Raw genomic sequence first — 22,346 nt, 5'->3', positions numbered from 1 at the left:
TGACTTCAAAACTACTAATGTAATTTTAAAGCTATTATCGTTCCAACAGAACGATAATGAATTGACTGTGCCAAGTCCGAAGACTTGATTGGTCACTTCGTTTCATTGAAACCTAATTTGATACCGAAGTATCTAATTGGATTATCATCAACGAGTGCCCACACAGATTGATAGGTTCTTATTTTTAAAGAGCAAACTTTGAAGTTCTCTTCAAAGTGGACGGTCATTTTATCGAGATAACTTGCCGTGTCAAACACTTTTTTAAGTTATTTCTCTGTGAGTTAACTTCTAACTCACTGACCTTGTCATCTCGGTTTCGCTTAGCTTGCTTTCCCGTGACAACGGAGGCGCATTATAGGGAGTTCCCTAAGGAACACAAGCCTATTTTTCAAAAAAACTTGGCTTTTTAGTTCGTTCGTATAGAAAACAAACAAAACTCAATAAAAGTGTATTAAAAAGGGGGCTATTGCCCCCTAAAGTTTGAACTTTATCCCACTTTTCAGTGCATCAATGCAATTATTGATGAGCAATGATTTGGTCATTGCTAACAATCAGCTGTACTTTCTTGTCTGGTAATATCTCTCCAGCCAAAATCGACTTCGCTAATGGGTTTTCTACATTCTGTTGAATTGCACGTTTTAAAGGTCGTGCACCATATACTGGGTCGAAGCCAACTTGGGCGATCAAATCGAGGGCTTTATCAGATACCTCAAATTGGTAGCCTTTTTCTTCTAAACGTTTAGCCAAACGTTCTAGTTGAATAGACGCAATAGATTTAATGTGTTCTTGACCTAGTGGGTGGAAGACGACACTTTCATCAACACGGTTTAAGAATTCCGGACGGAAGTGTTTGCTTACAACATCCATCACCTCATTCTTGATTCCTTGGTAATCCAGAGTAGCAAAGTTCTCTTGAATACGAGCCGAACCTAGGTTCGATGTCATAATGACGACCGTGTTACGGAAATCCACCGTACGACCCTGTCCGTCAGTTAAGCGTCCGTCATCTAATACTTGCAGTAGAATATTGAACACATCAGGGTGAGCCTTTTCTACTTCATCTAATAAGATGACGGAATAAGGTTTACGACGAACCGCTTCAGTTAAGTAGCCCCCCTCTTCATAGCCGACATAACCCGGAGGCGCACCAACCAGCCTTGCCACAGAGTGTTTCTCCATGAACTCTGACATATCGATACGTACCATGGCATCTTCACTATCAAACATGAAGCTAGCGAGTGTCTTACACAACTCTGTTTTACCTACGCCTGTTGGACCTAAGAATAAGAAGGAACCAATTGGTTTATTTGGATCGGATAAACCAGCTCGGCTACGACGGATAGCATTCGATACCACCTCAACCGCTTCAGCCTGGCCAATGACACGTTTATGCAGAACATCTTCCATACGGAGTAATTTCTCTTTTTCTGCTTCAAGCATTTTTGAAACAGGAATACCCGTCTGCTTAGAAAGCACTTCTGCAATTTCATTGTCAGTAACCTTATTACGCAGTAGCGTCATCTCTTGCATTTCTGCTTGAGTTGCTAGGTCTAATTGCTTTTCTAATTCAGGAATACGTCCATACTGCAGCTCAGACATACGGTTTAAGTCACCAGCACGACGAGCAAAGTCCATATCCATACGAGCTTGTTCTAACTCACCTTTAATATGTTGCGTACCTGATAGCGCTGCTTTTTCAGCATTCCACACTTCTTCAAGCTCTGCATACTCACGCTCTTTCTCGTTCAACTCATCGTTAAGCACATCCAAACGTTTTTCACTCGCTTCATCATGCTCGTTGCTCAGCGCTTGCTGTTCGATTTTCAGTTGAATGATTTTGCGCTCAAGTTTGTCTAGCGACTCTGGTTTAGAGTCAATTTGTAGACGAATACTAGAAGCAGCTTCATCAATTAAATCGATCGCTTTGTCGGGTAGTTGACGATCAGAAACATAACGATGCGACAAGCTAGCCGCCGCAACAATCGCCGGATCTGTAATTTCTACGTGATGGTGAAGCTCATAGCGTTCTTTTAAACCACGCAGAATTGCAATGGTATCCTCAACACTTGGCTCATCCACCAGCACTTTTTGGAAACGACGCTCAAGCGCAGCATCTTTCTCTATATACTGACGGTATTCATCTAGTGTTGTAGCGCCCACACAATGAAGTTCACCACGAGCCAGCGCTGGTTTTAGCATGTTACCGGCATCCATAGAGCCTTCACCTTTACCTGCACCAACCATAGTATGAAGCTCATCAATAAACAGAATGACGTTGCCTTCTTCTTTGGCTAGTTCATTCAATACCGACTTCAAGCGCTCTTCAAATTCACCACGGTACTTCGCACCCGCAACAAGTGCGCCCATATCTAATGAAAGCACTCGGCGACCACGTAGCCCCTCTGGAACTTCATTATTAATGATGCGCTGAGCCAAACCTTCTACGATTGCTGTTTTACCAACACCTGGTTCACCAATGATTACAGGGTTGTTTTTAGTACGGCGTTGCAATACTTGGATGGTACGACGAATTTCGTCATCACGACCAATAACCGGATCCAACTTACCCTGCTCTGCACGTTCAGTAAGGTCTATGGTGAACTTTTCCAACGCTTGTCGAAGTTCTTCCGCATTCGGGTCATTAACCTTTTGGCCACCTCTGATCTTTTCGATCGCTTGACTCACTTTTTGCTCGGTCAAGCCCATCTCTTTCAATAACTGACCAAGTGGACCACGGTCTTCTAATGCTGCAAGCAAGAAGACTTCGGAGGAAATGTAGGAGTCCTGACGCTTTTGAGCCACTTTGTCACACAAATTGAAAAGCGTACCCATAGAGCTAGACAGCTGAACATCACCACCGATGCCACTGACTTTAGGCAGTCGATCTAACATTTCGCTCAATTTAGAGCGTAGATGAGTCACGTCGACATCTAACATTGTTAGCAGTGGACGAATTGGGCTACCGTTCTGATCAAGCAATGCCACCATTAGGTGCACTGGTTCGATATATTGATGATCGCGCCCTAACGCTAGTGACTGAGCATCAGAGATAGCGATTTGAAACTTGCTTGTGAATCTATCAAGACGCATATCTTCCTTCCTAACCTCAACTGAAGAAAATTCTTTTGACAGTTAGAAAGATGGATACGCAGAGAGGGAATTTCAAGGGAGAGAATTAATAAAGATAGCTTTGCAAAAATGAAGCTATGCATCTTTGTACTTTTGGGTTGTAGTGGTTAGTCCTCGATCCAAATAAAAGTCGCTTGTCTACCCGTCACACCATCACGACGATATGAGTAAAAATCTTCTCTATTTTGGAAAGTGCACAATCCGGAATCAAATACTTGAGTGACCCCAGCTTTGTTAAGACGTTGAGTTGCAAGCTTGGACATATCAGCCAGCCACTTACCTTCAACATTACGAGGTGTAAAAGCTTGATGCGCTTGAGAATCAAAATCTAAAAAGGATTGTAAGACATCCTCACCCACTTCAAATGCTTGAGGTCCAATTGCAGGACCAAGCCACGCTATTACTTCACCAGAAAATAGCGCTAGTGCATTTTCAACAATACCATTTGCTAAACCGCGCCAACCAGCATGCACGGCTGCCACTTGGCTGCCCTGTGTATTGGTTAATAGAACAGGTAAACAATCTGCAGTCATCGCAGAACAGACAATATTATTTGAAGAAGTAAACACACCATCAGCGTCAAGTACTTGTGTTGTTGGTGTGCTTACTTGAGCTACCACAGTAGAGTGAGTTTGATTCAACCAAATTGGCGCATTTAGCATATTCGCTTGTTGCGCCAACCAATTACGGTTCTTCTCTACTATAGACGCATCATCCCCAACATGCGTACCAAGGTTCAACCCTTGATATGGCGAAGTCGAAAAGCCTCCGACTCTTGTAGAGGCGAAAGCTTTAACATTTTTCGGCGCGGACCAATTGGGAACAATCGTCTTCATATTAGAACTCGTCAGGTAGACCGAACTCTTCTGTATCTTTACGCAGCGCTTCTGTCATCTCTACCATGTCATCAGGAACTGGAGCGTGGAACTCTAGCTCTTCACCAGTGATAGGATGTTCGAAACGTAGCATTACCGCGTGCAATGCTTGACGATCAAAACCACGAATCATGGCTGTTAGCTCTTCCGATGCACCTGTTGGGATACGAGCACGACCGCCATAAGCAGTATCACCGAGTAGCGGATGCTGTAGGTAAGACATATGAACACGGATTTGGTGCGTGCGACCGGTTTCTAGACGAAGACGGATACGTGTGTGTTCACGGAAATGCTCTGCAACACGGTAATGCGTTACCGCCGGTTTACCCAGAGGCGCAACTGCCATTAGCGTACGCTTAGTCGAGTGACGACCAATTGGCTGATCCACTTTACCACCCGCCGTCATACGACCGATTGCAATCGCTTCGTACTCACGAGTGATGTTACGTTTTTGCAAAGCGCGAACCAGACGAGTTTGTGCCGGAACAGTTTTCGCAACCACCATTAGACCAGTGGTGTCTTTATCTAGACGGTGTACGATACCTGCACGAGGTACTTCAGCGATGTCTGGGTAGTGATGCAGCAATGCGTTTAGTACTGTGCCGTCTGGAGTACCCGCACCTGGGTGTACAACAAAATCACGAGGCTTGTTGATTACGATGATATCTTCATCTTCGTAGACGATATCTAGCGGGATATCTTGTGCTTCCCAGCGTTCTTCATCTTCCAGCTCGGCTTGCAAGGTAATTTCCTCACCACCCATTACTTTGGTGCGAGGTTTAGTGACAACTTCACCATTCACTTGTACCTTCCCGTCAAGCAACCACTCTTTCAAGCGAGAACGAGAGAAGTCCGCGAACAATTCGGCGATAGCTTGGTCTAAACGTTGACCTAACTGGCTATCTTTTACGGTGTTGGTTAAAACAATCTGCTGAGCCATATCGAACTTTTTTAAAAACTGTGAGACTAATGCTCACGACTGTGGAAAAATAGACTATTACGTCATTGTATCTGTTACTGGAAAGAAAGTAACGGCAGCTTAAGAAATATTTAGATTCAAGGAACAGACTCCTGATATGAAACATCAGACTTTAACAGGCCTTTTAGCGGTATCCCTTCTGTTTGGCTGTGCAAGCAAAGAAGAAATCGTTCCTGATGTGCCACCTTCTGAACTGTATGCAGACGCGCAAACTTCTCTGCAAAGCGGTAACTGGCTTTCTGCCATCGAGAAATTAGAAGCTTTGGATTCGCGTTACCCGTTTGGTGCCTACTCTGAGCAGGTACAACTTGACCTTATCTACGCGTACTACAAAAACGACGACCTAGCACTCGGTCTAGCAACTATTTCTCGCTTTATGCGTTTGAACCCGACTCATGAAAAAATGGACTGGGTGTTGTACATGCGTGGTTTGAGCCACATGGCACAAGATCGTAACTTCATGCATGACCTATTTAACGTTGATCGTAGTGACCGTGACCCAGAGCCCGTTAAGAAAGCATTTGATGATTTCAAAAAACTGCTAGAGCGTTACCCGAACAGCCCATACGCGGAAGATTCACAGAAACGCATGGTGGCGCTGAAGAACCGTCTTGCAAACTACGATCTTGCGACAGCAGATTTCTACTTGCGTCGTGAAGCTTGGATTGCGGCGATTAACCGTTCTCAAGAGCTTCAAAAGACTTTCCCTGACACAGAAGCAGCTCGCAAGTCGCTTGAGATTCAACTAGAAGCTTACAAACAGTTGAAACTGGATGACGCCGTTGCCAGAACGGAAGAGCTTATCAAGCTAAACCCAGCAAACTAATCCTCAACCGCCACAGCTCAAACTGTGGCGGTTTTGTTTTCCCTTCTTATTTTTACTCCACCCGCTAACTTGATGATTTTTTGAGCGCTACTTATGCTTAAAGTTCTCCTTCACCATCAACATGGATGTGAACGTGACATTATCAAAGTTATGGATAGGATTGCTGCTTCTACTCTCAGCATCGAGCTTTTCTCTTGAGCTCTCCCCTCTTAGACAACCACCTTACACGGGGGATCTGGATGTCATTAAAGAGAAAAATGTTTTACGCGTATTAGTGTCTGCCGACCTTGGTTTCTATTACATAGAAGGTGGAGAACCAAAAGGCATTGGTGCAGAACTATTGGCTCATTTCGAAAAAGAGCTCCGTAAGCTCAAACCAAAACTCAACATTCAAATTATCCCAGTTTCACGCGATGAGTTGCTACCTTCTCTTGAGCAAGGTTTAGGGGATTTAGTGGTTGCCAATCTCACCATTACCGATGCACGCAAGAAGCTGGTCGATTTTAGCGATCCTGCTATTACCGGGATTGAAGAATGGGTCATCACTAACAAAAAAACACCAGCAATGACGAAGATTGAACAACTGAGTGGCAAAGAAATTTGGGTTCGTGCCAGTTCGAGTTATTTCGAGAGCATTCAGGTATTAAACAAACAGCTTAATAAAAAAGGCTTACCACCAGTGGTGGTGCACTTTATTGAAGAGACGCTGCAAGACTATGAACTGGTAGGAATGCTAAACAATGGCTATATCAAAGCTATCGTACTTGATAGCCACAAAGCCAAGCTGTGGATGAACTTTATGGATGACATCCGAGCACACACCAAGATTCCGATTAGAGAAGGGGGTGAAATTGGTTGGGCCATGCGCCATAACAGCCCGGAGCTAAGAAAAGCGGTCAACAAGTTCATCCAAACTTCCAAGTCCGGAACACTACTGGGCAACGTCATTTATGGAAAATACATCGATAACACCAATTGGCTCAACAAAGCACTGAACCCCAAAAAGATTGCTCAGCTTGAAAAGCTCTCATCACTGTTTGCTAAGTATGGGGAGAAGTACGACTTTGACTACCTCCTCATCGCAGCGGTGGCCTATCAGGAATCAGGGTTCGATAACAGTCTAGTATCAAGCCGTGGTGCCGTTGGTATTATGCAAATCTTACCGAGTACGGCGAGTGACCCTAATGTGAACATTAAGAATGTCCGTAATCTAGAGAACAACGTTCATGCAGGGGTGAAATACTTAGCGTTTCTTCGCCGGTATTACTTCAGTGATAGCAACATAACTAAAGAGAACAAGCTCTACTTAACGTTAGCTGCATACAATGCTGGACCTGGAAACATTGAGAGAATGCGTAAACGTGCCGCTCAGCAAGGTTACGATCCGAATGTATGGTTCAATAATGTGGAGGTCGTAACACGTAGAAGCTTAGGGGAAACCATCAGGTACGTAACGAATGTGAACCGCTACTACGTGATCTACAAACAGTTAGAAAGTCTCGACCTAGCAAAAACTCTCGATAATGTTCTGCTTGTGCCTGATGACCCTGTCTTTATGACGCCATTGCGCAGCGTCAGCCAAACGCCTCAATTGAAAACACACTAGCTAGAAACCAAAAACGCCGCTCATTTGTTGAGCGGCGTTTTTGAATCTAACTTATTGTGCACTTTAAGAGTGATCTGATTCACATCTTTGATCTGGTTAATTTTTAACTAACTAGAATTACAGGCCGTATAACTCCCCTAAAAACGGGTTAGTTTTCAGCTCAGTACTCTATCCAATCTAATGATTTCGAATCCGATAACAAGCAATTTTCACATAAATCTCAGCAGTTCTTGAGTGAGATCACATTCATTTTTCATCTCGAAAAACCCATCCAAAAAAGCGATCTAGATCACATTCTTTTCTCCTCAAAGCGGTAATCTGAACTCAACCCATGAGGGATGAAACAGAGGAAAAACATTTATGACAATGAACATTACTGGTAAAAACATCGAAATCACCTCTGCAATCCGCGCTCATATTGAGAGCAAATTTAAAAAGCTGGAGAAATGGCAAGTAGACATCATTGGATGCCAAGCAACATTCAGCGAGGAACCAAACAAACAGAAGAAATTCGAAGCCGTTATTAAAGTTCCTAAAGGCCAGCTAATCGCCTCAGCAACTCACGAAGATCTTTACGCAGCTATTAATGAAGTGGAGCAAAAACTAGAACGACAACTGAATAAGCTGACCCACAAACCTGAAGCTCGACGTGCGAATAAGCCTGAGCTAGTGGAAGAAGAAGAGTAAAACGTCCAGATTGAGGAAGTAGCGCCGAAAGGCGCTATTTTTTTGCTTGACGCTCCCCGCCTGCTTGCTTATTGTGTTTAAACACTCACAAATTAAGCACTATTTATGCACTCAACTAACCTGTTTCTTTTTGACTTCTTTTTCCTTCCATAGTTGGAGGGGCTAACTCGTTTGTGAAAGAAAAGTCAAAAACAAACAGAAAGCCTCCCAAATCGGGGGGCTTTTTTTATAAGGAAAGAATTGATGACTGACCAACCTATTTCCCTGGAAGAAATTCGTTTACGTTTGAATGAACTCGATGACGAGTTATTAAGCCTGCTGTCCGAACGCCGTAAGCTCAGCATTGAAGTCGCTAAAAGCAAAGTTCAAACTTCGAAACCTGTTCGTGATGCCGTCCGTGAACAACAGCTTCTAGTAAAACTGATCACCAATGGTCGTGATAAATACGAACTCGACGCTCAGTACATCACCAAACTTTTCCATACCATCATTGAAGACTCGGTCCTTCTTCAACAAAGCTACCTACAAAACCTTGTTAACCCACAGCAAAGCCGTAAGCCACTTGCTCGTGTTGCTTTTCTTGGTGCGAAAGGCTCTTACTCACACCTTGCAAGTCGCGAATACTTCAGCCGCAAGAACACAGAGTTAATTGAACTCAACTGTGAACACTTCAAAGAAGTGACTCAAACGGTCGAATCAGGTCATGCTGATTATGGTGTGCTGCCAATTGAAAACACCAGTTCAGGCTCGATCAATGAAGTCTACGACCTACTGCAACACACAACGCTGTACATCGTTGGTGAACTGACTCAACCAATTGAACATTGCTTGGTGGCAACCAAAGACATTCGTCTTGAGAACATCAAAACGCTTTACTCTCATCCACAACCACATCAACAATGCGGCGAGTTCCTGAGTCGCATGAAAGGCGTGAAACTAGAATCTTGTGCAAGTACTGCAGATGCGATGCAAAAAGTGCAAGAGCTCAATCGTGATGATGTAGCGGCAATCGGTAATGCTTCAAGCGGTAAGCTTTATGGTCTACAAGCGATTCAGGGCAATATCGCAAACCAAACCGAAAACCACACACGCTTTATCGTAGTTGCGCGTAAACCAGTAGAAGTATCGACACAGATCCCTGCAAAAACCACACTGATCATGTCGACTTCTCAAGAAGCAGGCTCACTGGTTCAAACACTATTGGTACTTCAACGTTACGGCATCAATATGACCAAACTAGAATCACGTCCAATCATGGGTAACCCATGGGAAGAAATGTTCTACGTTGACCTTGAATCTCATCTTGGTTCGAACGAAATGCAACAGGCAATTGATGAGCTAACTAAAATCACTAAGCACTTGAAAGTACTAGGCTGTTATCCAAGTGAGAATGTGAAACCGACTCAAGTTAAACTGAGCTAAAAGACATCCGTAGGTAAAAAGATCATGGCAGGCCAAAAAGTCGTTATCGCATCACTTAACCCAGCGAAAATCAAAGCCGTAGAGAGTGCTTTTCACAGTGCTTTCCCTGAGCAGAAGTTTGAATTCATTGGGGTCAGCGTTCCAAGTGAAGTCGCAGATCAACCAATGACAAATGATGAAACACATCTCGGAGCTCTGAATCGCGTTCGTAACGCTAAAGCCGAAATAACGAATGCCGATTTCTATGTCGGTTTAGAAGCAGGTATTGAAGGGAAAGTCACATTTGCTTGGATGGTGGTTGAATCTGATACGCATCGCGGGGAATCTCGCTCTGCAAGCTTGATGTTGCCACCAGAAGTACTACAGAAGCTTAAACATGCCAATGAACTTGGTGATGTGATGGATGAAGTGTTTGGTACCGACAACATCAAACAGAAAGGTGGTGCAATTGGGTTGCTAACTCAAAACCAACTGACTCGTAGCTCGGTGTATCATCAAGCTTTGATTCTGGCGTTGATTCCATTTACGAATCCCGAGCACTTCCCTGCGAATTTATAACCGCTTTTAGACTCATGGCTAAATAATACACGAATTAAAAAGGGCGGTTTTTCCGCCCTTTTTACTGTCTATGATATAGAAACTCAAACGACCTTACTGAGCACCTTGCTCGAGCAACGTCTTGAGTTTGTCCTTATCGACTTCCGACTTTGACTTCAACTCATTTGAGCCGCGAGTGATCGTTGCTATGCCAACCCCCAGCATTTGACTGATTTGACGTTGAGAAAGCTCACCTTTCAGCAATTCATTCAGAATGTTCACACGTGCGGTGAGTGATTCTCTCTCATCCGGTGTCATTAGCATGGTCAACAACATCTCATGTTGCTGGTTATCCACACTTGAGCGGATCAATTCAACAATCTGCTGCCAGTCTTTGTACTCAGGTTCGTGTGACATCAAGTTACCTCACTCAATACTTGGTATTGATCTCATTTGGGGTCAAGAACGCACCATCGACACCTAAAAGGTCACGGTAATACGTTTCAAACATCAAAATGTTCTGCACATAACCGCGAGTCTCTTTAAACGGAATCGCTTCAATAAAGGAATAAGCGTCCACTTTTCCTTGGGTTCGCTCTCGCCACGTTTTTACTCGGTTAGGTCCTGCATTATAAGCGGCGAGCGCAAAAATACGATTATTATCGTAATCCTCCATTAACCCTTGTAAGTAATGGCTACCTATTTCAATATTCTTACCTACATTGTACAAGTCTTCCGTACCTTGGTATTTAAGCTTGTATTTACGAGCAGTGTACTTCGCGGTTGCAGGCATAATTTGCATCAAGCCACGAGCACCAACGGGTGAGCGAGCCTCAGAGTCCAGTGCACTTTCTTGTCGAGCCAAAGACATCATAGTAATAGGATCGATGTTATGTTTCTCGGCATAGAAATTAAACCACCAGCGGTGAGCGACAGGAAAACGCAGAGGAATGTTGTCCCACATTTTAGCTTGAATACTCGCTGTTACCGTTAAATTATGCCAACGTTTAGAAGCAGCATAAGCCGCCAACATCTTTTTCTCTTCTTTACCAACACGACGCAGCAAATGTGCCCATTCACTTTTGGCAGCAGCAATTTTGTCGGTTTCAATCAACTCTTCAATTCGCACTAACGATTTTTGGTAAGGTTGAACAACCTTTTTATCGAGCTTCACGGTACTCGATGGATACTTAATCGACTGACCAATCGCATTCGCTGCAGCAACACTATAAAAATTCCGTTGACCCGCCAATTTAGCCAAGCGCTGTTTGCCCGCGACTTTATCACCCAACGCCATCTCACTGCGTCCTAACCAGTATTGCCACCGAAGCGTCGCTTGTTCTTTTTCATTTAAAACTGCAATCCACTTCTGTACCCCTTTCCAATCACCATTTTGAATCGATAAACGAATGCGGCTTTCAATCAAGGGTAAATTCTTACTCGATTTCGTCTTATCATCACGCCATTGAGCCAACGAATCTGACTCGGTACGAATCAAACGAATCGCAATATAGTCAGCTAATGCTTGCGCTTTCTCTGGTGAAAACTTCTGTCCTTTCACAACGATTGCGTAAGCGTCTTGCGCCTTTTTTGTATCCTTACGCGCTAGTTTTTCTAACGCGAATTCACTTTGAGCACGGTTGAAATCATTAGCAGGTTGTTTCTTAGCAAATGCAGCGACCGTTTCTGGTTTATCAAACAGTGCCTTCATCGCTTTGGCTTGCTGCTGCGCCTTGCTTGATTTAGGCAGTTTTTGTAGGTAACTCAATAAACCACCGTTACGCGCATCAAACGCCAGCAACATGCGTTGTAAGATAAGTTCATCAGAGCGCTCACCCGCTTTATCCCACGCAGAGAATAATGGGTCACACTCATCTGCAATGCTGCTGCCACGCAACCACATGTGTTCTGCACCTTTGAACGCAGCCACTTGTTTGCCTTGATTTAATTGGGCGACGTAAAAAATACATTGATAGCGCTCACCACTTGGTTCCACTCTCTGAAACTCAGTAATGGTTTTCCAATCTTTCTGACGATAAAGGTTATCTAAGTAAGGGGCACGAATTCGACGTGAGAATGGAAAAGCCTCATGGTCTTTAATAAATTCGTCTACCTGTTGTGGAGACTTACTCGATAATTGCCTCAGAAACACCCGATAATCCACATAAGGAGTCAGTGGATAGTTGGCGATTTTTGAACGGATAGATAAGTAACCATCAATGTCATTCTTATCTAATAGGTCTTGAGCTTGTTCATAGACCTGGCGCTGCTTTTCTAAACTCAGCGCAGCGTTTGCTGATACGCTAACCGCACATAAAGCGGCTGCATAACATACTCTTTTAGCCAATTCAGATACGTTGAATCTCATGTGCGTCATTTTCCTCAGACGTTTATCACTCCATGCCTTACTAATGAAGAATACAAAGCGTAGTAAGTCATAAAGCATATGCATCTATTTACACCGTATTAAGTTCTCATTGTAAAGCGACTTGATGTAATAAATGTTGTACTCGTGAAACTTTAGAACCCTTAAAGACAAATAGATTCCCAACAATCCATTCTTCCTGATGAATCGCAGCACATTGAATTAAGGGTGAACAAGAAAAGTGTATACCCTAAAGTTGTGAGTTTCCGGTCAGCAATGAAGAAGAAATCACATGAGCGGCGAATTTCTTGCAATGCGGTAACAAAACTCAAGGAGTTGGTATAAAATAGACGCTTTGAATGACAGTTAATTTAGGAACGATCGGCAATGGCTGAATACGTATATACCATGTCGCGGGTGAGCAAAATCGTGCCACCTAAGCGTCAAATTCTTAAAGACATCTCTCTAAGCTTCTTCCCAGGTGCAAAAATCGGTGTTCTAGGTCTGAACGGTGCGGGTAAATCAACTCTGCTACGTATCATGGCGGGCATCGATACTGATATCGATGGTGAAGCACGTCCACAACCTGGTCTAAACGTAGGTTACCTACCTCAGGAGCCAGTACTAGACGAATCAAAAACCGTTCGTGAAGTGGTTGAAGAAGCGGTATCTGATGTTGCAGACGCGCTGAAGCGTTTGGATGCGGTATATGCTGCGTATGCAGAACCAGACGCAGACTTCGATGCACTTGCAAAAGAGCAAGGCGAACTAGAAGCGCTAATTCAAGCGAAAGACGGTCATAACCTAGACAACGCGCTAGAGCGTGCGGCTGATGCACTTCGTCTACCTGAGTGGGATCAAAAGATTGCAAACCTATCTGGTGGTGAACGTCGCCGTGTTGCTATCTGTCGTCTTCTTCTAGAGAAGCCAGACATGCTACTACTAGACGAACCAACCAACCACTTGGATGCTGAGTCTGTTGCATGGCTAGAGCGCTTCCTAGTTGATTACACAGGCACTGTAGTTGCGATTACCCACGACCGTTACTTCCTAGATAACGCTGCGGGTTGGATCCTAGAACTTGACCGTGGTGAAGGTATTCCATGGGAAGGTAACTACACGTCTTGGCTAGAGCAAAAAGATGCACGTCTACAACAAGAAGCATCTCAAGAAAAAGCTCGTCAAAAGACCATTGAGAAAGAACTTGAATGGGTTCGTCAAAACCCTAAAGGTCGTCAAGCGAAGTCTAAAGCACGTATGGCGCGCTTTGAAGAGCTGCAAAACACTGACCACCAAAAACGTAACGAAACCAACGAGCTGTTCATCCCACCAGGTGAGCGTCTAGGTGATAAAGTTATCGAAGTGAACAACCTGACGAAATCATTCGACGGTCGCGTTCTTATTGATGACCTATCATTCAGCATGCCTAAGGGTGCAATCGTAGGTATTATCGGTGCCAACGGTGCTGGTAAATCGACCCTATTCAAGATGCTAAGCGGCACAGAACAGCCTGATTCAGGTACGATTGAGCTAGGTGAAACCGTGAAGCTAGCGTCCGTTGAGCAGTTCCGCGACTCAATGAACGACAAGAACACCGTATTCCAAGAAATTTCTGAAGGCGCTGATATCATCAAGATCAACAACTTCGAAATTCCTGCACGTGCTTACTGTTCTCGCTTCAACTTCAAAGGTTCAGATCAACAGAAGATTATCGGCGAACTGTCTGGTGGTGAGCGTAACCGTGTACACCTTGCTAAGCTTCTTAAAGCTGGCGGTAACGTACTATTACTCGATGAGCCAACCAACGACCTTGACGTTGAAACACTACGTGCGCTAGAAGAAGCTCTACTAGAGTTCCCTGGCTGTGCAATGGTTATCTCGCACGACCGCTGGTTCCTAGACCGTATCGCGACACACATCATCGACTACCGCGATGAAGGTCAAGTTAACTTCTACGAAGGTAACTATAACGAGTACATGGAATGGCTGAAGAAGACGCTTGGTCCTGAAGCGGCTGAGCCACACCGTATCAAATACAAGCGCGTATCGAAGTAATTTCGACCGCAGGTTGATGTGCGGTATTTCACCTTACATCTCACCTTTGCTTGTAATTCGTACAAAGGTCGCTATCATAGCGACCTTTGTTGTATGTGTTGCATAAATAGCTCAAATGCCCTTGTAGCATGTAAAGAGCCTAACCTTTAGCCAGCATAACTCTGTAGCATTTTCGACATTTCAAACACAAAAATCGAACATTTTTTGTTCTATTTGGTATAGTCTTGCCATTGTTTGACACTTTACGAGAAAGCTCTATGACGGAAAGACGACGCTTTTCACGCATCATCTACCAAGTACCAGCCTTAATTGAACAGAGAGATTTGGTAATACCAGCTACCATTCAAGACCTTTCTTTACATGGCTTGTTATTAAAAGCTGAAGATGCAAAAAAACTGAATTTATTACAGCCCGTAGAAGTCGGTTTTTCGTTTATTCAATCAGAGCAAACCATGCGATTAAATGCTGACGTCATTTCAATTGCAGACAATGAAGTTCGGCTAAAGATCAGCAACATAGACATCGACAGTATTAGCCAATTAAAACGATTCATAGAATTGAATGTAGGCAATAACGAGCTCCTAAATCGAGAGTTAGAACACCTTTCGGATTTAGGGGAAGAATAAACTGAACGCCTGCTTTAGTAACAATAATCATGTCTAGAAAAATCATCATGCAGATCCCAACCAAAGATGGGAATCAGCAATTTCATTTGGGTCGCCTTTCGATCCTAACCATTTGCGCATCGGTCATTGCGCTACCGGCTGTCATTGGTGGCGCTTGGTATATGAACCAAAAACAGGTTCATGACACACAAACATTAAACCAGACCATCGCAAAGCTTGAGAGCGAGAAAGCACAAATCACTGCATTGTACGAAGAGCAGTTGGACACCAACCATTCATTATCTCAGTCTCTGACGGACAAAAATAACCAAATACAACTTCTCGGGAAGCGCGTATTTGATGTTGAATCCGTACTCGGCTTGGCAGATGAAGAGTTAATAGGTGAAGAAAGCAATCTCGCGTTAGAAGAGCGGATCGATGCAGCTGCGATAGACTCAGCGGTCAGAGCCACCATGTTTCGCTTGATACCAAACGACAGCCCGATGACCTACCAACGTATTTCATCTTCATATGGCAGTCGTATTAACCCTATTTCTGGTAAACGCCATGTTCACACCGGTATCGATCTCACCTGCAAACGCGGTGAAGAGATCCTGGCTCCAGCAGATGGAGTTGTGGAGACAGTACGACCAAGTAACAGAGGTTACGGCAACTACCTAACTCTGCGTCACTCTTTTGGTTTCTCGAGCTCTTTTGCCCACTTAAACCGTTTTAAAGTGAAAAGTGGTCAGTTCGTAAGTAAAGGTGATGTGATTGCACAATGTGGTAATTCAGGTAACTCAACTGGACCACACTTACATTATGAGGTGCGCTTCTTAGGTCGTGCGTTGAATCCTCAATATCTGATGGATTGGACACCAGAAAACTTCAACTACGCATTCGAGAAAGAGAAAAAGGTGAAATGGGGACCATTGGTTCAATTGATTGATAATGTCGTTCGTCTGCAAATCAATCTGACTAACTCACCTTACCGTGATACTAGCATCAGCACCGTATCAAGCGAAGATAAGACAGGAACCGCAACCAACTAAGGCTTTGCGCTCCTTTTCTTCACTTCACATATAAAATGAGCAGCCTCAGGGCTGCTCATTTTATCTATCAAGTCGGTGTTTATCCACGATGGATATTGTCATTCGCTTGTTTTAGCAGATTCTGACTCTCGTTCATAAATTGTTGAGAGTACTCACCAAACCAATCACTGACTTGTTCAAAGCTTTCAACAAATTCTGCTTTGTCTTTGCTATCCAAAATGCTCAGCGCCTCACCAAAACGTTGGTGGAATCGCTTAATCATATCGATGTTCTCTTGCGACGAAAGAATAATGTCACCGTAGAGGTTTGGATCTTGACCAAACAAACGCCCTACCATCGCTAACTCCAAGCGGTAAATTGGCGAGCTCAACTTTAACAACTGTTCAATGTTTGGATTCTCTTTACTTAGGTGCATACCATAAGCAAACGAAGTGAAGTGACGCAGCGCCTGAATCAATGTCATGCCATGATCGTGCTCTTTCGCATCAATTTGGCACAGGCTTGCGCCCCAAATCCCAAACTGTTGCAATAGCCATTGGTATTGTTCGTTACCACGACCATCACAGTACACAATTACCTGTTTCGCTAAGCTTGGTACATCTGGACCAAACATAGGGTGTAAACCAACAACCGGACCTTGGTGCACATTCAACATTGCTTGCAATGGTTTAGACTTGATGGAAGTCAGGTCACAAAGAATGCAGTCTTTTGGTAGATTGCCTAGCTTTTCAATCACACCTTCTGTCAGGTGAATCGGAACAGTAACCACCACCAGCCCAGCATCTTCCAAGATGTCGCCTGCATGATCCCAGTCTTTACTGCCCAGCACTTTAACTTGGTAACCAGAAAGCTTAAACATTCGACCAAACAGACCACCTAACTGACCATTACCACCAATAATAACCACTGAGCGCAATTCTGGGTTCAAACACTTAAAACCGGAATCTTTCTCGCTGGCATAAGACTCACGCATTGTTCGACGAAGAATGTCTTCAATCAGTTGTGGAGGAATCCCCATTTTTTCAGCTTCAGCTCGTCGTGATGCCAGCATTGCCGCCTCACGATCTGGGGCATAAATTGGCAAACCGTGTTCGCTTTTTACTTCCCCTACTTTCTCTACTAGAGCCAAACGCTGAGCTAATAGCTCCAACATTTGCTTGTCGACTGCATCAATCTGATCGCGTAATGCGTTAAGTTCAACTGCCATTGATGTTCCTTAAATCCCGTGTTGTTAGCCTTTTAGACGATTCTCTAAGAAAGGCACCAGCTCTTCGTGTGCATGACGTAATAGTGCCTCAGTTGAATCCCAATTGATACATGCGTCGGTGATCGATACGCCGTATTTCATCTCTTCGAGTGGCAGGTCAGAAGATTGATTACCTTCATTGATATGGCTCTCGATCATCAAGCCAATGATTGACTTGTTTCCTTCACGGATTTGATGAATCACATCTTCTGCGACCAATGGTTGACGACGGTAATCTTTACGCGAGTTCGCATGGCTACAGTCCACCATCAGCGAAGCATCGAGACCAGACTTCGCCATCTCTTGCTCACATTCAGTCACTGATACTGAATCGTAGTTGGTTTGCTTACCTCCACGTAAAATGACATGACCATTTGGGTTGCCTTGTGTCGTTAGCAGTGCCACTTGGCCTTCACGGTTAATTCCCATGAAACGATGACTAGAAGAAGCCGCTTGCATCGCGTTAACAGCAGTTGCCAAGCTACCATCCGTACCATTCTTAAAACCAATAGGCATAGAAAGACCACTTGCCATCTCGCGGTGAGTTTGTGACTCCGTAGTGCGAGCACCGATCGCCGCCCAGCTAAAAGTATCCGCAAGGTATTGTGGGCTGATTGGATCAAGAGCTTCTGTTGCTAGCGGGATTTCCATCTCTGCCAATTCAACCAGCAGTTCACGACCAACATGCAAACCATGTTCAATGTCGAAGCTACCATCTAGGTGTGGGTCATTGATCAAACCTTTCCAACCAACCGTGGTTCGAGGTTTTTCAAAGTAAACACGCATTACAATATACAGTTGGTCGCTTAGTTGTTCTGAAAGGGCTTTTAGGCGCTTAGCGTAGTCCTTCGCTGCCTCTACGTCATGAATAGAACATGGTCCACATACAACAAGCAGACGATGATCTTTCTTGTGAATGATGTCAGCGATGGTTTGACGAGACTCTTGAATGAAACGACGTGCCTTTTCACTCAAAGGAAGCTTAACTTTTAGCTCCTCAGGCGTGATCAGTACTTGTTCTTCGCTGATGTTGATGTTGCTCAATTCACTTCTTTGCATAACTTCGACCTGTATATTTTTGTTTACACTCAACCAATTCCTTGGTGAGACAACTAAGCTTTATCGACAAGATAACAGGCTACAAAAGAAATACAAGCGTACACAATAAAAAACATTTAATGTAAACTTAAATTTACACACAAAGAAAAAGCCGAAATGCAGGGCACTTCGGCTTAAAATAGGTGTTTTCGACAGTTTACGTATCCCCCCAAGTAAACCAATACTCAAGGTTTACATGGCTAACCAATCAATCGCTTCATGGCTTCAGTAGCGTCTTTCCACTCTTGAGACAATTTTAACTCGCTTAGTGTAAAGTTTTGTTTTTTCAGCAAGGCATCAGCAAGAGGAACGGAAGTAATTGGCAGGTTATCGAGTACTTCCACCTGTGCATCGCGCTTGTTACAAACTAATAGCATGTCACAACCTGCTTTTAATGCCTGTATGCCTCGCTGGGCAGGACCACCCATAATTGCGGCACCTTCCATGGTCAAATCATCAGAGAAGATCAAACCTTTAAAACCAAGTTGTTGGCGCAAGATTTGTTTTAACCAGTACTCTGAACCACTTGCAGGTTGATCATCATAATTGGGGAAAATGACATGAGCAGGCATCATCGCATCTAAGATGCCGGAATCGATTTGCGCTTTGAAAATAGCCATATCTTGCTCAAAGATATCACTGCGCTCATCGTACGGAGTCTCTAGATGTGAATCAGCAATCACACCGCCATGACCAGGAAAGTGCTTACCTGTTGTTGCCATACCGACACTCTTCATGCCATGCATGTAAGCAGAACTGTGACGCAAAATTGTGTCCATATCCTCACCAAAAGCTCGACTGCCGATCGCTTTACACTGATGGCCTTTATCCAGCACAGGCGCGAAACTTAGGTCAATGTCATGAGCTATCAGCTCTGCGGCCATCAACCAACCACCCATGCGTGCCAGTTCCTCACTATTTTGGTGCTTGGCATATTCGTCAGCCGCTGGAATGAGAGAGAAGCCTTCACGGAAACGCTGAACGCGCCCGCCCTCTTGGTCAACACCAATCAAAATCGGACGTTTCGCCGCTTTACGGATAGACTGGGTAAGAGCTTGAAGCTGCTTGCTGTCGTGGTAGTTACGTGTAAATAAAATCAAACCACCAACCGTTGGATGTTCCAAAATTTCTCTGTCTTCTGCAGTCAGTTCGTAGCCTGCAACATCAACCCATAACGGTCCCATTGTTTCTCCTCAAAATCGGCTGAATATCTCGTATTCGATGAGGTTATTCGCTTCAGAATTGCTTTACAATAAGTGAATCGAAGAATTGACGGAATCGGCTGTGAATCTTAACAATCTGTACATTGGCGTAATGTCTGGAACCAGCATGGACGGTGTGGATACGGCACTGGTAGAAATTGAAAATGACCATGTTTGCCTAATTGCGCACGATGATTACCCAATGCCGCCTCACATTAAACAAATGCTTCTGTCGATTTGCACAGGACAAGACACTAACCTGAAAGCACTTGGCGAACTGGACCACCAACTCGGGCATTTGTTTGCCGATGCCGTATTACAACTACTGAATAAATCTGGCTATTCCGCTGAGCAAGTCCGAGCCATTGGCAATCATGGTCAAACCGTTTTCCACCAGCCAACTGGCGATCTGCCCTTCACTACTCAACTGGGTGATGCCAACATCATTGCGGTCAAAACCGGTATTGATACCGTGGCAGATTTTCGACGCAAAGACATGGCGCTAGGTGGACAAGGTGCACCACTTGTTCCTGCGTTTCACAAAAGCATCTTTGCGATGCAAGACTCCACAACGGTAGTGCTTAACATCGGTGGTATTGCCAATATCTCTGTATTACATCCCGAGCAGCCGGTGATTGGTTATGACACCGGTCCGGGTAATATGTTGATGGACGCATGGTGTGAGCAGAATACTGGACAAGGCTTCGACAAAGACGCCCAATTTGCTCTGCAAGGTAAGATCAATGCAGCTTTACTGGCTCAACTGTTGGAGGCTCCTTATCTTGCGATGCCACCGCCTAAAAGCACAGGGCGAGAACTGTTCAATATCGATTGGTTACATCAACAGCTAACGAATCACCGTGTCTCTGTACAAGATGTACAACGCACACTTTGCGAATACTCGGCAATGACCATTGCTGTCGAAGTGGAAAAGTTCACTCATGGTCAAAAGCCTCAGCTTTTAGTGTGTGGTGGTGGAGCAAGAAACCCACTATTGATGCAACGTTTGGCAGCCCTTCTCCCTCAGTGGCAAGTCGCAACAACCAACGACAAGGGTGTCGACGGAGACTATATGGAAGCCATGGCTTTTGCTTGGCTTGCACAGCGCCACGTTCATGGATTGCCAAGCAACTTGCCAGAAGTGACAGGGGCAAGTCGTCTTGCTTCACTCGGTGTGCTCTATCCTAAAAACTAAATGAGTTGTCCTAAATACAGCTTAAAGATGAAACGAATTCAGTATTCAAAAGGCTTAAATCACTATGACAAATGACGCGCTTATTGCCGCTCTCGCTCACCTTGTTTCAGAAGGTCGCAACCCAGATACGATGGACATCGACTTATTACCATCTCTGGATATTGTTCAACGTCTTAATCAACAAGACAAACTCGTTCCACTTGCCGTTGAGAAAGCGTTGCCGGAGATCGCCCTCGCGGTAGATAAAATCACCGACGCATTTAAGGTAGGCGGTCGTTTGGTTTACATGGGCGCAGGCACCAGTGGTCGTTTAGGGGTGCTTGATGCATCAGAATGCCCACCAACATTTGGTGTGTCTGACAAGATGGTGGTTGGCTTGATTGCAGGTGGTCCAGAAGCCATCCTCAAAGCGAAAGAAGGCGCAGAAGACTCTCCAATTTTAGGTGAACAAGATTTGAAAGACATCGAGTTCACTCATCATGATGTCGTGGTCGGCATCGCCGCTAGTGGACGCACACCTTACGTGATTGGTGGTTTGGAGTACGCCAACGAGATAGGTGCGACGACAGTGGCACTGTCTTGCAACCCAGACTCACCAATTGCAGAGATCGCTAGCATCGCCATTTGTCCTGTCGTAGGTCCTGAAGCTTTAACCGGTTCAACACGTTTAAAATCAGGAACCGCGCAGAAGCTGGTTCTGAATATGCTGACCACAGCGAGCATGATCCGTTTAGGTAAGAGTTATCAAAACCTGATGGTCGACGTGAAAGCGACCAACAACAAACTGGTAGCGCGCGCCGCACGCATCGTTATGCAAGCGACCGATTGCAGCAAAGAACAAGCAACCGAAGTACTTAAGCAAACAGACTATGAAGTAAAACTGGCGATCTTGATGATCCTGACCGATCTTGATATCGATTCAGCTCGTGCGCATCTGCATCATCAAGATGGCTTCTTACGTAAAGCCGTTGAAAGTCACCAGCCAAAATGACGGGTGAGATGGTTAACCAGATTGACCAACACAAGAAAAACAAAAAGGAGACCTCAAGGTCTCCTTTCTTATTCTGATATCAAGAATCAGTCTTCATATAGCCACTCATCAAATTCTTGGTTAAGCTTGTCATTCGCTTTGCGCTTGATTTGATCAGGATTCGTCATGTTTTTCACACGGTCGACCTTATTGGTGTACTTGCTAGTGGTATTGTTTACCTTGCGCTTAACCTGGTTCTCCACATAAGTGCCATCGGTGATCTCTTTGATATTACGCTTAGTGTGATTGATGGTGTTGGTTATATGATGCTTGTCATGGTCATACTTTCGCTTCACCTTGATCGACTCTTTCAATACATTGGTTGCGCCAACGGTCAAAGGGAACAGTGCTAATACGACCAAAAAGACTTTTTTCATGCTTCTATTTCACTTCTGATTGAATCTAATCATATCAGTACATCAAAGCGATAAAATTCA

At 44.4% G+C, this 22,346-nt stretch carries 19 protein-coding genes and 1 other annotated feature; of the genes, 10 read left to right on the top strand and 9 right to left on the bottom strand.

Features of this window, described 5'->3' with window-relative positions; all coding sequences use genetic code 11:
• Nucleotides 1–516: 516 nt before the first annotated feature.
• The 3 genes from clpB to rluD form a co-directional block, all read right to left on the bottom strand.
• Nucleotides 517–3,090 carry an ATP-dependent chaperone ClpB gene (gene clpB, locus NL647_RS16350; RefSeq protein ID WP_005447963.1) on the bottom strand — a complete coding sequence of 858 codons (2,574 nt, stop codon included), beginning with the start codon at nucleotides 3,088–3,090 and terminating at the stop codon, nucleotides 517–519.
• A 146-nt stretch (nucleotides 3,091–3,236) separates the two neighbouring features.
• Nucleotides 3,237–3,965, bottom strand: coding sequence for a peptidoglycan editing factor PgeF (gene pgeF, locus NL647_RS16345; RefSeq protein ID WP_253650397.1), 729 nt, complete (start codon nucleotides 3,963–3,965; stop codon nucleotides 3,237–3,239).
• A 1-nt stretch (nucleotide 3,966) separates the two neighbouring features.
• Entirely contained in the window at nucleotides 3,967–4,944 is a 978-nt protein-coding gene (gene rluD, locus NL647_RS16340; protein WP_005447961.1) for a 23S rRNA pseudouridine(1911/1915/1917) synthase RluD, read from the bottom strand.
• A gap of 136 nt (nucleotides 4,945–5,080) precedes the next feature.
• Here rluD and NL647_RS16335 point away from each other — a divergent pair, with 136 nt between their 5' ends.
• The 5 genes from NL647_RS16335 (at nucleotide 5,081) to yjjX (ending at nucleotide 10,082) form a co-directional block, all read left to right on the top strand.
• A complete protein-coding gene (locus tag NL647_RS16335) occupies nucleotides 5,081–5,809 on the top strand; it encodes an outer membrane protein assembly factor BamD (RefSeq protein WP_005447960.1) in 729 nt (242 codons plus the stop codon).
• A gap of 121 nt (nucleotides 5,810–5,930) precedes the next feature.
• Nucleotides 5,931–7,415: a lytic transglycosylase F gene (locus NL647_RS16330; protein WP_009697650.1), complete on the top strand. Its 1,485-nt coding sequence runs from the start codon at nucleotides 5,931–5,933 to the stop codon at nucleotides 7,413–7,415.
• Nucleotides 7,416–7,775: 360 nt separating this feature from the next.
• On the top strand, nucleotides 7,776–8,102 hold the full coding sequence (gene raiA / locus NL647_RS16325) for a ribosome-associated translation inhibitor RaiA (RefSeq protein ID WP_005447957.1): 327 nt from the start codon (nucleotides 7,776–7,778) through the stop codon (nucleotides 8,100–8,102).
• Nucleotides 8,103–8,209: 107 nt separating this feature from the next.
• Nucleotides 8,210–8,332: a sequence feature (Phe leader region), on the top strand.
• Nucleotides 8,333–8,345: 13 nt separating this feature from the next.
• Nucleotides 8,346–9,524, top strand: coding sequence for a prephenate dehydratase (gene pheA / locus NL647_RS16320; protein ID WP_253650396.1), 1,179 nt, complete (start codon nucleotides 8,346–8,348; stop codon nucleotides 9,522–9,524).
• 24 nt (nucleotides 9,525–9,548) lie between these two features.
• Complete coding sequence (gene yjjX, locus NL647_RS16315; RefSeq protein ID WP_049534745.1) at nucleotides 9,549–10,082, top strand: inosine/xanthosine triphosphatase; 534 nt, start codon at nucleotides 9,549–9,551, stop codon at nucleotides 10,080–10,082.
• Nucleotides 10,083–10,175: 93 nt separating this feature from the next.
• Here yjjX and trpR read toward each other — a convergent pair whose 3' ends face one another.
• Together trpR and sltY are read right to left on the bottom strand one after the other, a co-directional pair.
• Nucleotides 10,176–10,478 carry a trp operon repressor gene (gene trpR, locus NL647_RS16310; RefSeq protein WP_005447954.1) on the bottom strand — a complete coding sequence of 101 codons (303 nt, stop codon included), beginning with the start codon at nucleotides 10,476–10,478 and terminating at the stop codon, nucleotides 10,176–10,178.
• A gap of 13 nt (nucleotides 10,479–10,491) precedes the next feature.
• Complete coding sequence (gene sltY, locus NL647_RS16305; RefSeq protein WP_017190117.1) at nucleotides 10,492–12,438, bottom strand: murein transglycosylase; 1,947 nt, start codon at nucleotides 12,436–12,438, stop codon at nucleotides 10,492–10,494.
• Between the two features lie 375 nt (nucleotides 12,439–12,813).
• Between sltY and ettA the strand changes: the two genes are divergently transcribed.
• The 3 genes from ettA (at nucleotide 12,814) to NL647_RS16290 (ending at nucleotide 16,138) form a co-directional block, all read left to right on the top strand.
• Complete coding sequence (ettA, locus tag NL647_RS16300) at nucleotides 12,814–14,481, top strand: energy-dependent translational throttle protein EttA (protein WP_005447952.1); 1,668 nt, start codon at nucleotides 12,814–12,816, stop codon at nucleotides 14,479–14,481.
• Nucleotides 14,482–14,738: 257 nt separating this feature from the next.
• Entirely contained in the window at nucleotides 14,739–15,107 is a 369-nt protein-coding gene (locus NL647_RS16295; RefSeq protein ID WP_009697646.1) for a PilZ domain-containing protein, read from the top strand.
• Between the two features lie 29 nt (nucleotides 15,108–15,136).
• Entirely contained in the window at nucleotides 15,137–16,138 is a 1,002-nt protein-coding gene (locus tag NL647_RS16290; RefSeq protein ID WP_110415235.1) for a M23 family metallopeptidase, read from the top strand.
• A gap of 79 nt (nucleotides 16,139–16,217) precedes the next feature.
• On the opposite strand, the gene tyrA is transcribed toward NL647_RS16290, so the two are convergent.
• The 3 genes from tyrA to nagZ form a co-directional block, all read right to left on the bottom strand.
• Nucleotides 16,218–17,345, bottom strand: a complete 1,128-nt coding sequence (tyrA, locus tag NL647_RS16285; RefSeq protein ID WP_253650395.1) for a bifunctional chorismate mutase/prephenate dehydrogenase — start codon at nucleotides 17,343–17,345, stop codon at nucleotides 16,218–16,220.
• A 24-nt stretch (nucleotides 17,346–17,369) separates the two neighbouring features.
• Entirely contained in the window at nucleotides 17,370–18,443 is a 1,074-nt protein-coding gene (locus NL647_RS16280) for a 3-deoxy-7-phosphoheptulonate synthase (protein WP_005447945.1), read from the bottom strand.
• Nucleotides 18,444–18,682: 239 nt separating this feature from the next.
• The gene (gene nagZ / locus NL647_RS16275; RefSeq protein ID WP_009697644.1) at nucleotides 18,683–19,666 is read right to left on the bottom strand and encodes a beta-N-acetylhexosaminidase; all 984 of its coding nucleotides are present in this window, start codon (nucleotides 19,664–19,666) and stop codon (nucleotides 18,683–18,685) included.
• A gap of 100 nt (nucleotides 19,667–19,766) precedes the next feature.
• Here nagZ and NL647_RS16270 point away from each other — a divergent pair, with 100 nt between their 5' ends.
• The gene (locus NL647_RS16270; protein ID WP_026138182.1) at nucleotides 19,767–20,879 is read left to right on the top strand and encodes an anhydro-N-acetylmuramic acid kinase; all 1,113 of its coding nucleotides are present in this window, start codon (nucleotides 19,767–19,769) and stop codon (nucleotides 20,877–20,879) included.
• Nucleotides 20,880–20,943: 64 nt separating this feature from the next.
• The gene (gene murQ, locus NL647_RS16265; protein ID WP_005447940.1) at nucleotides 20,944–21,870 is read left to right on the top strand and encodes an N-acetylmuramic acid 6-phosphate etherase; all 927 of its coding nucleotides are present in this window, start codon (nucleotides 20,944–20,946) and stop codon (nucleotides 21,868–21,870) included.
• 86 nt (nucleotides 21,871–21,956) lie between these two features.
• Here the strand turns inward: murQ and NL647_RS16260 are convergent, their stop codons facing one another.
• A complete protein-coding gene (locus NL647_RS16260) occupies nucleotides 21,957–22,286 on the bottom strand; it encodes a hypothetical protein (RefSeq protein WP_009697642.1) in 330 nt (109 codons plus the stop codon).
• Nucleotides 22,287–22,346: the final 60 nt, after the last annotated feature.

It is taken from the genome of Vibrio sp. Y29_XK_CS5 (assembly GCF_024181835.1).
GTDB classification, from domain to species: Bacteria; Pseudomonadota; Gammaproteobacteria; order Enterobacterales; family Vibrionaceae; genus Vibrio; species Vibrio harveyi.
Note: the sequence above shows the minus strand (reverse complement) of the source record. Positions and strands in the feature narration are given on the sequence as shown.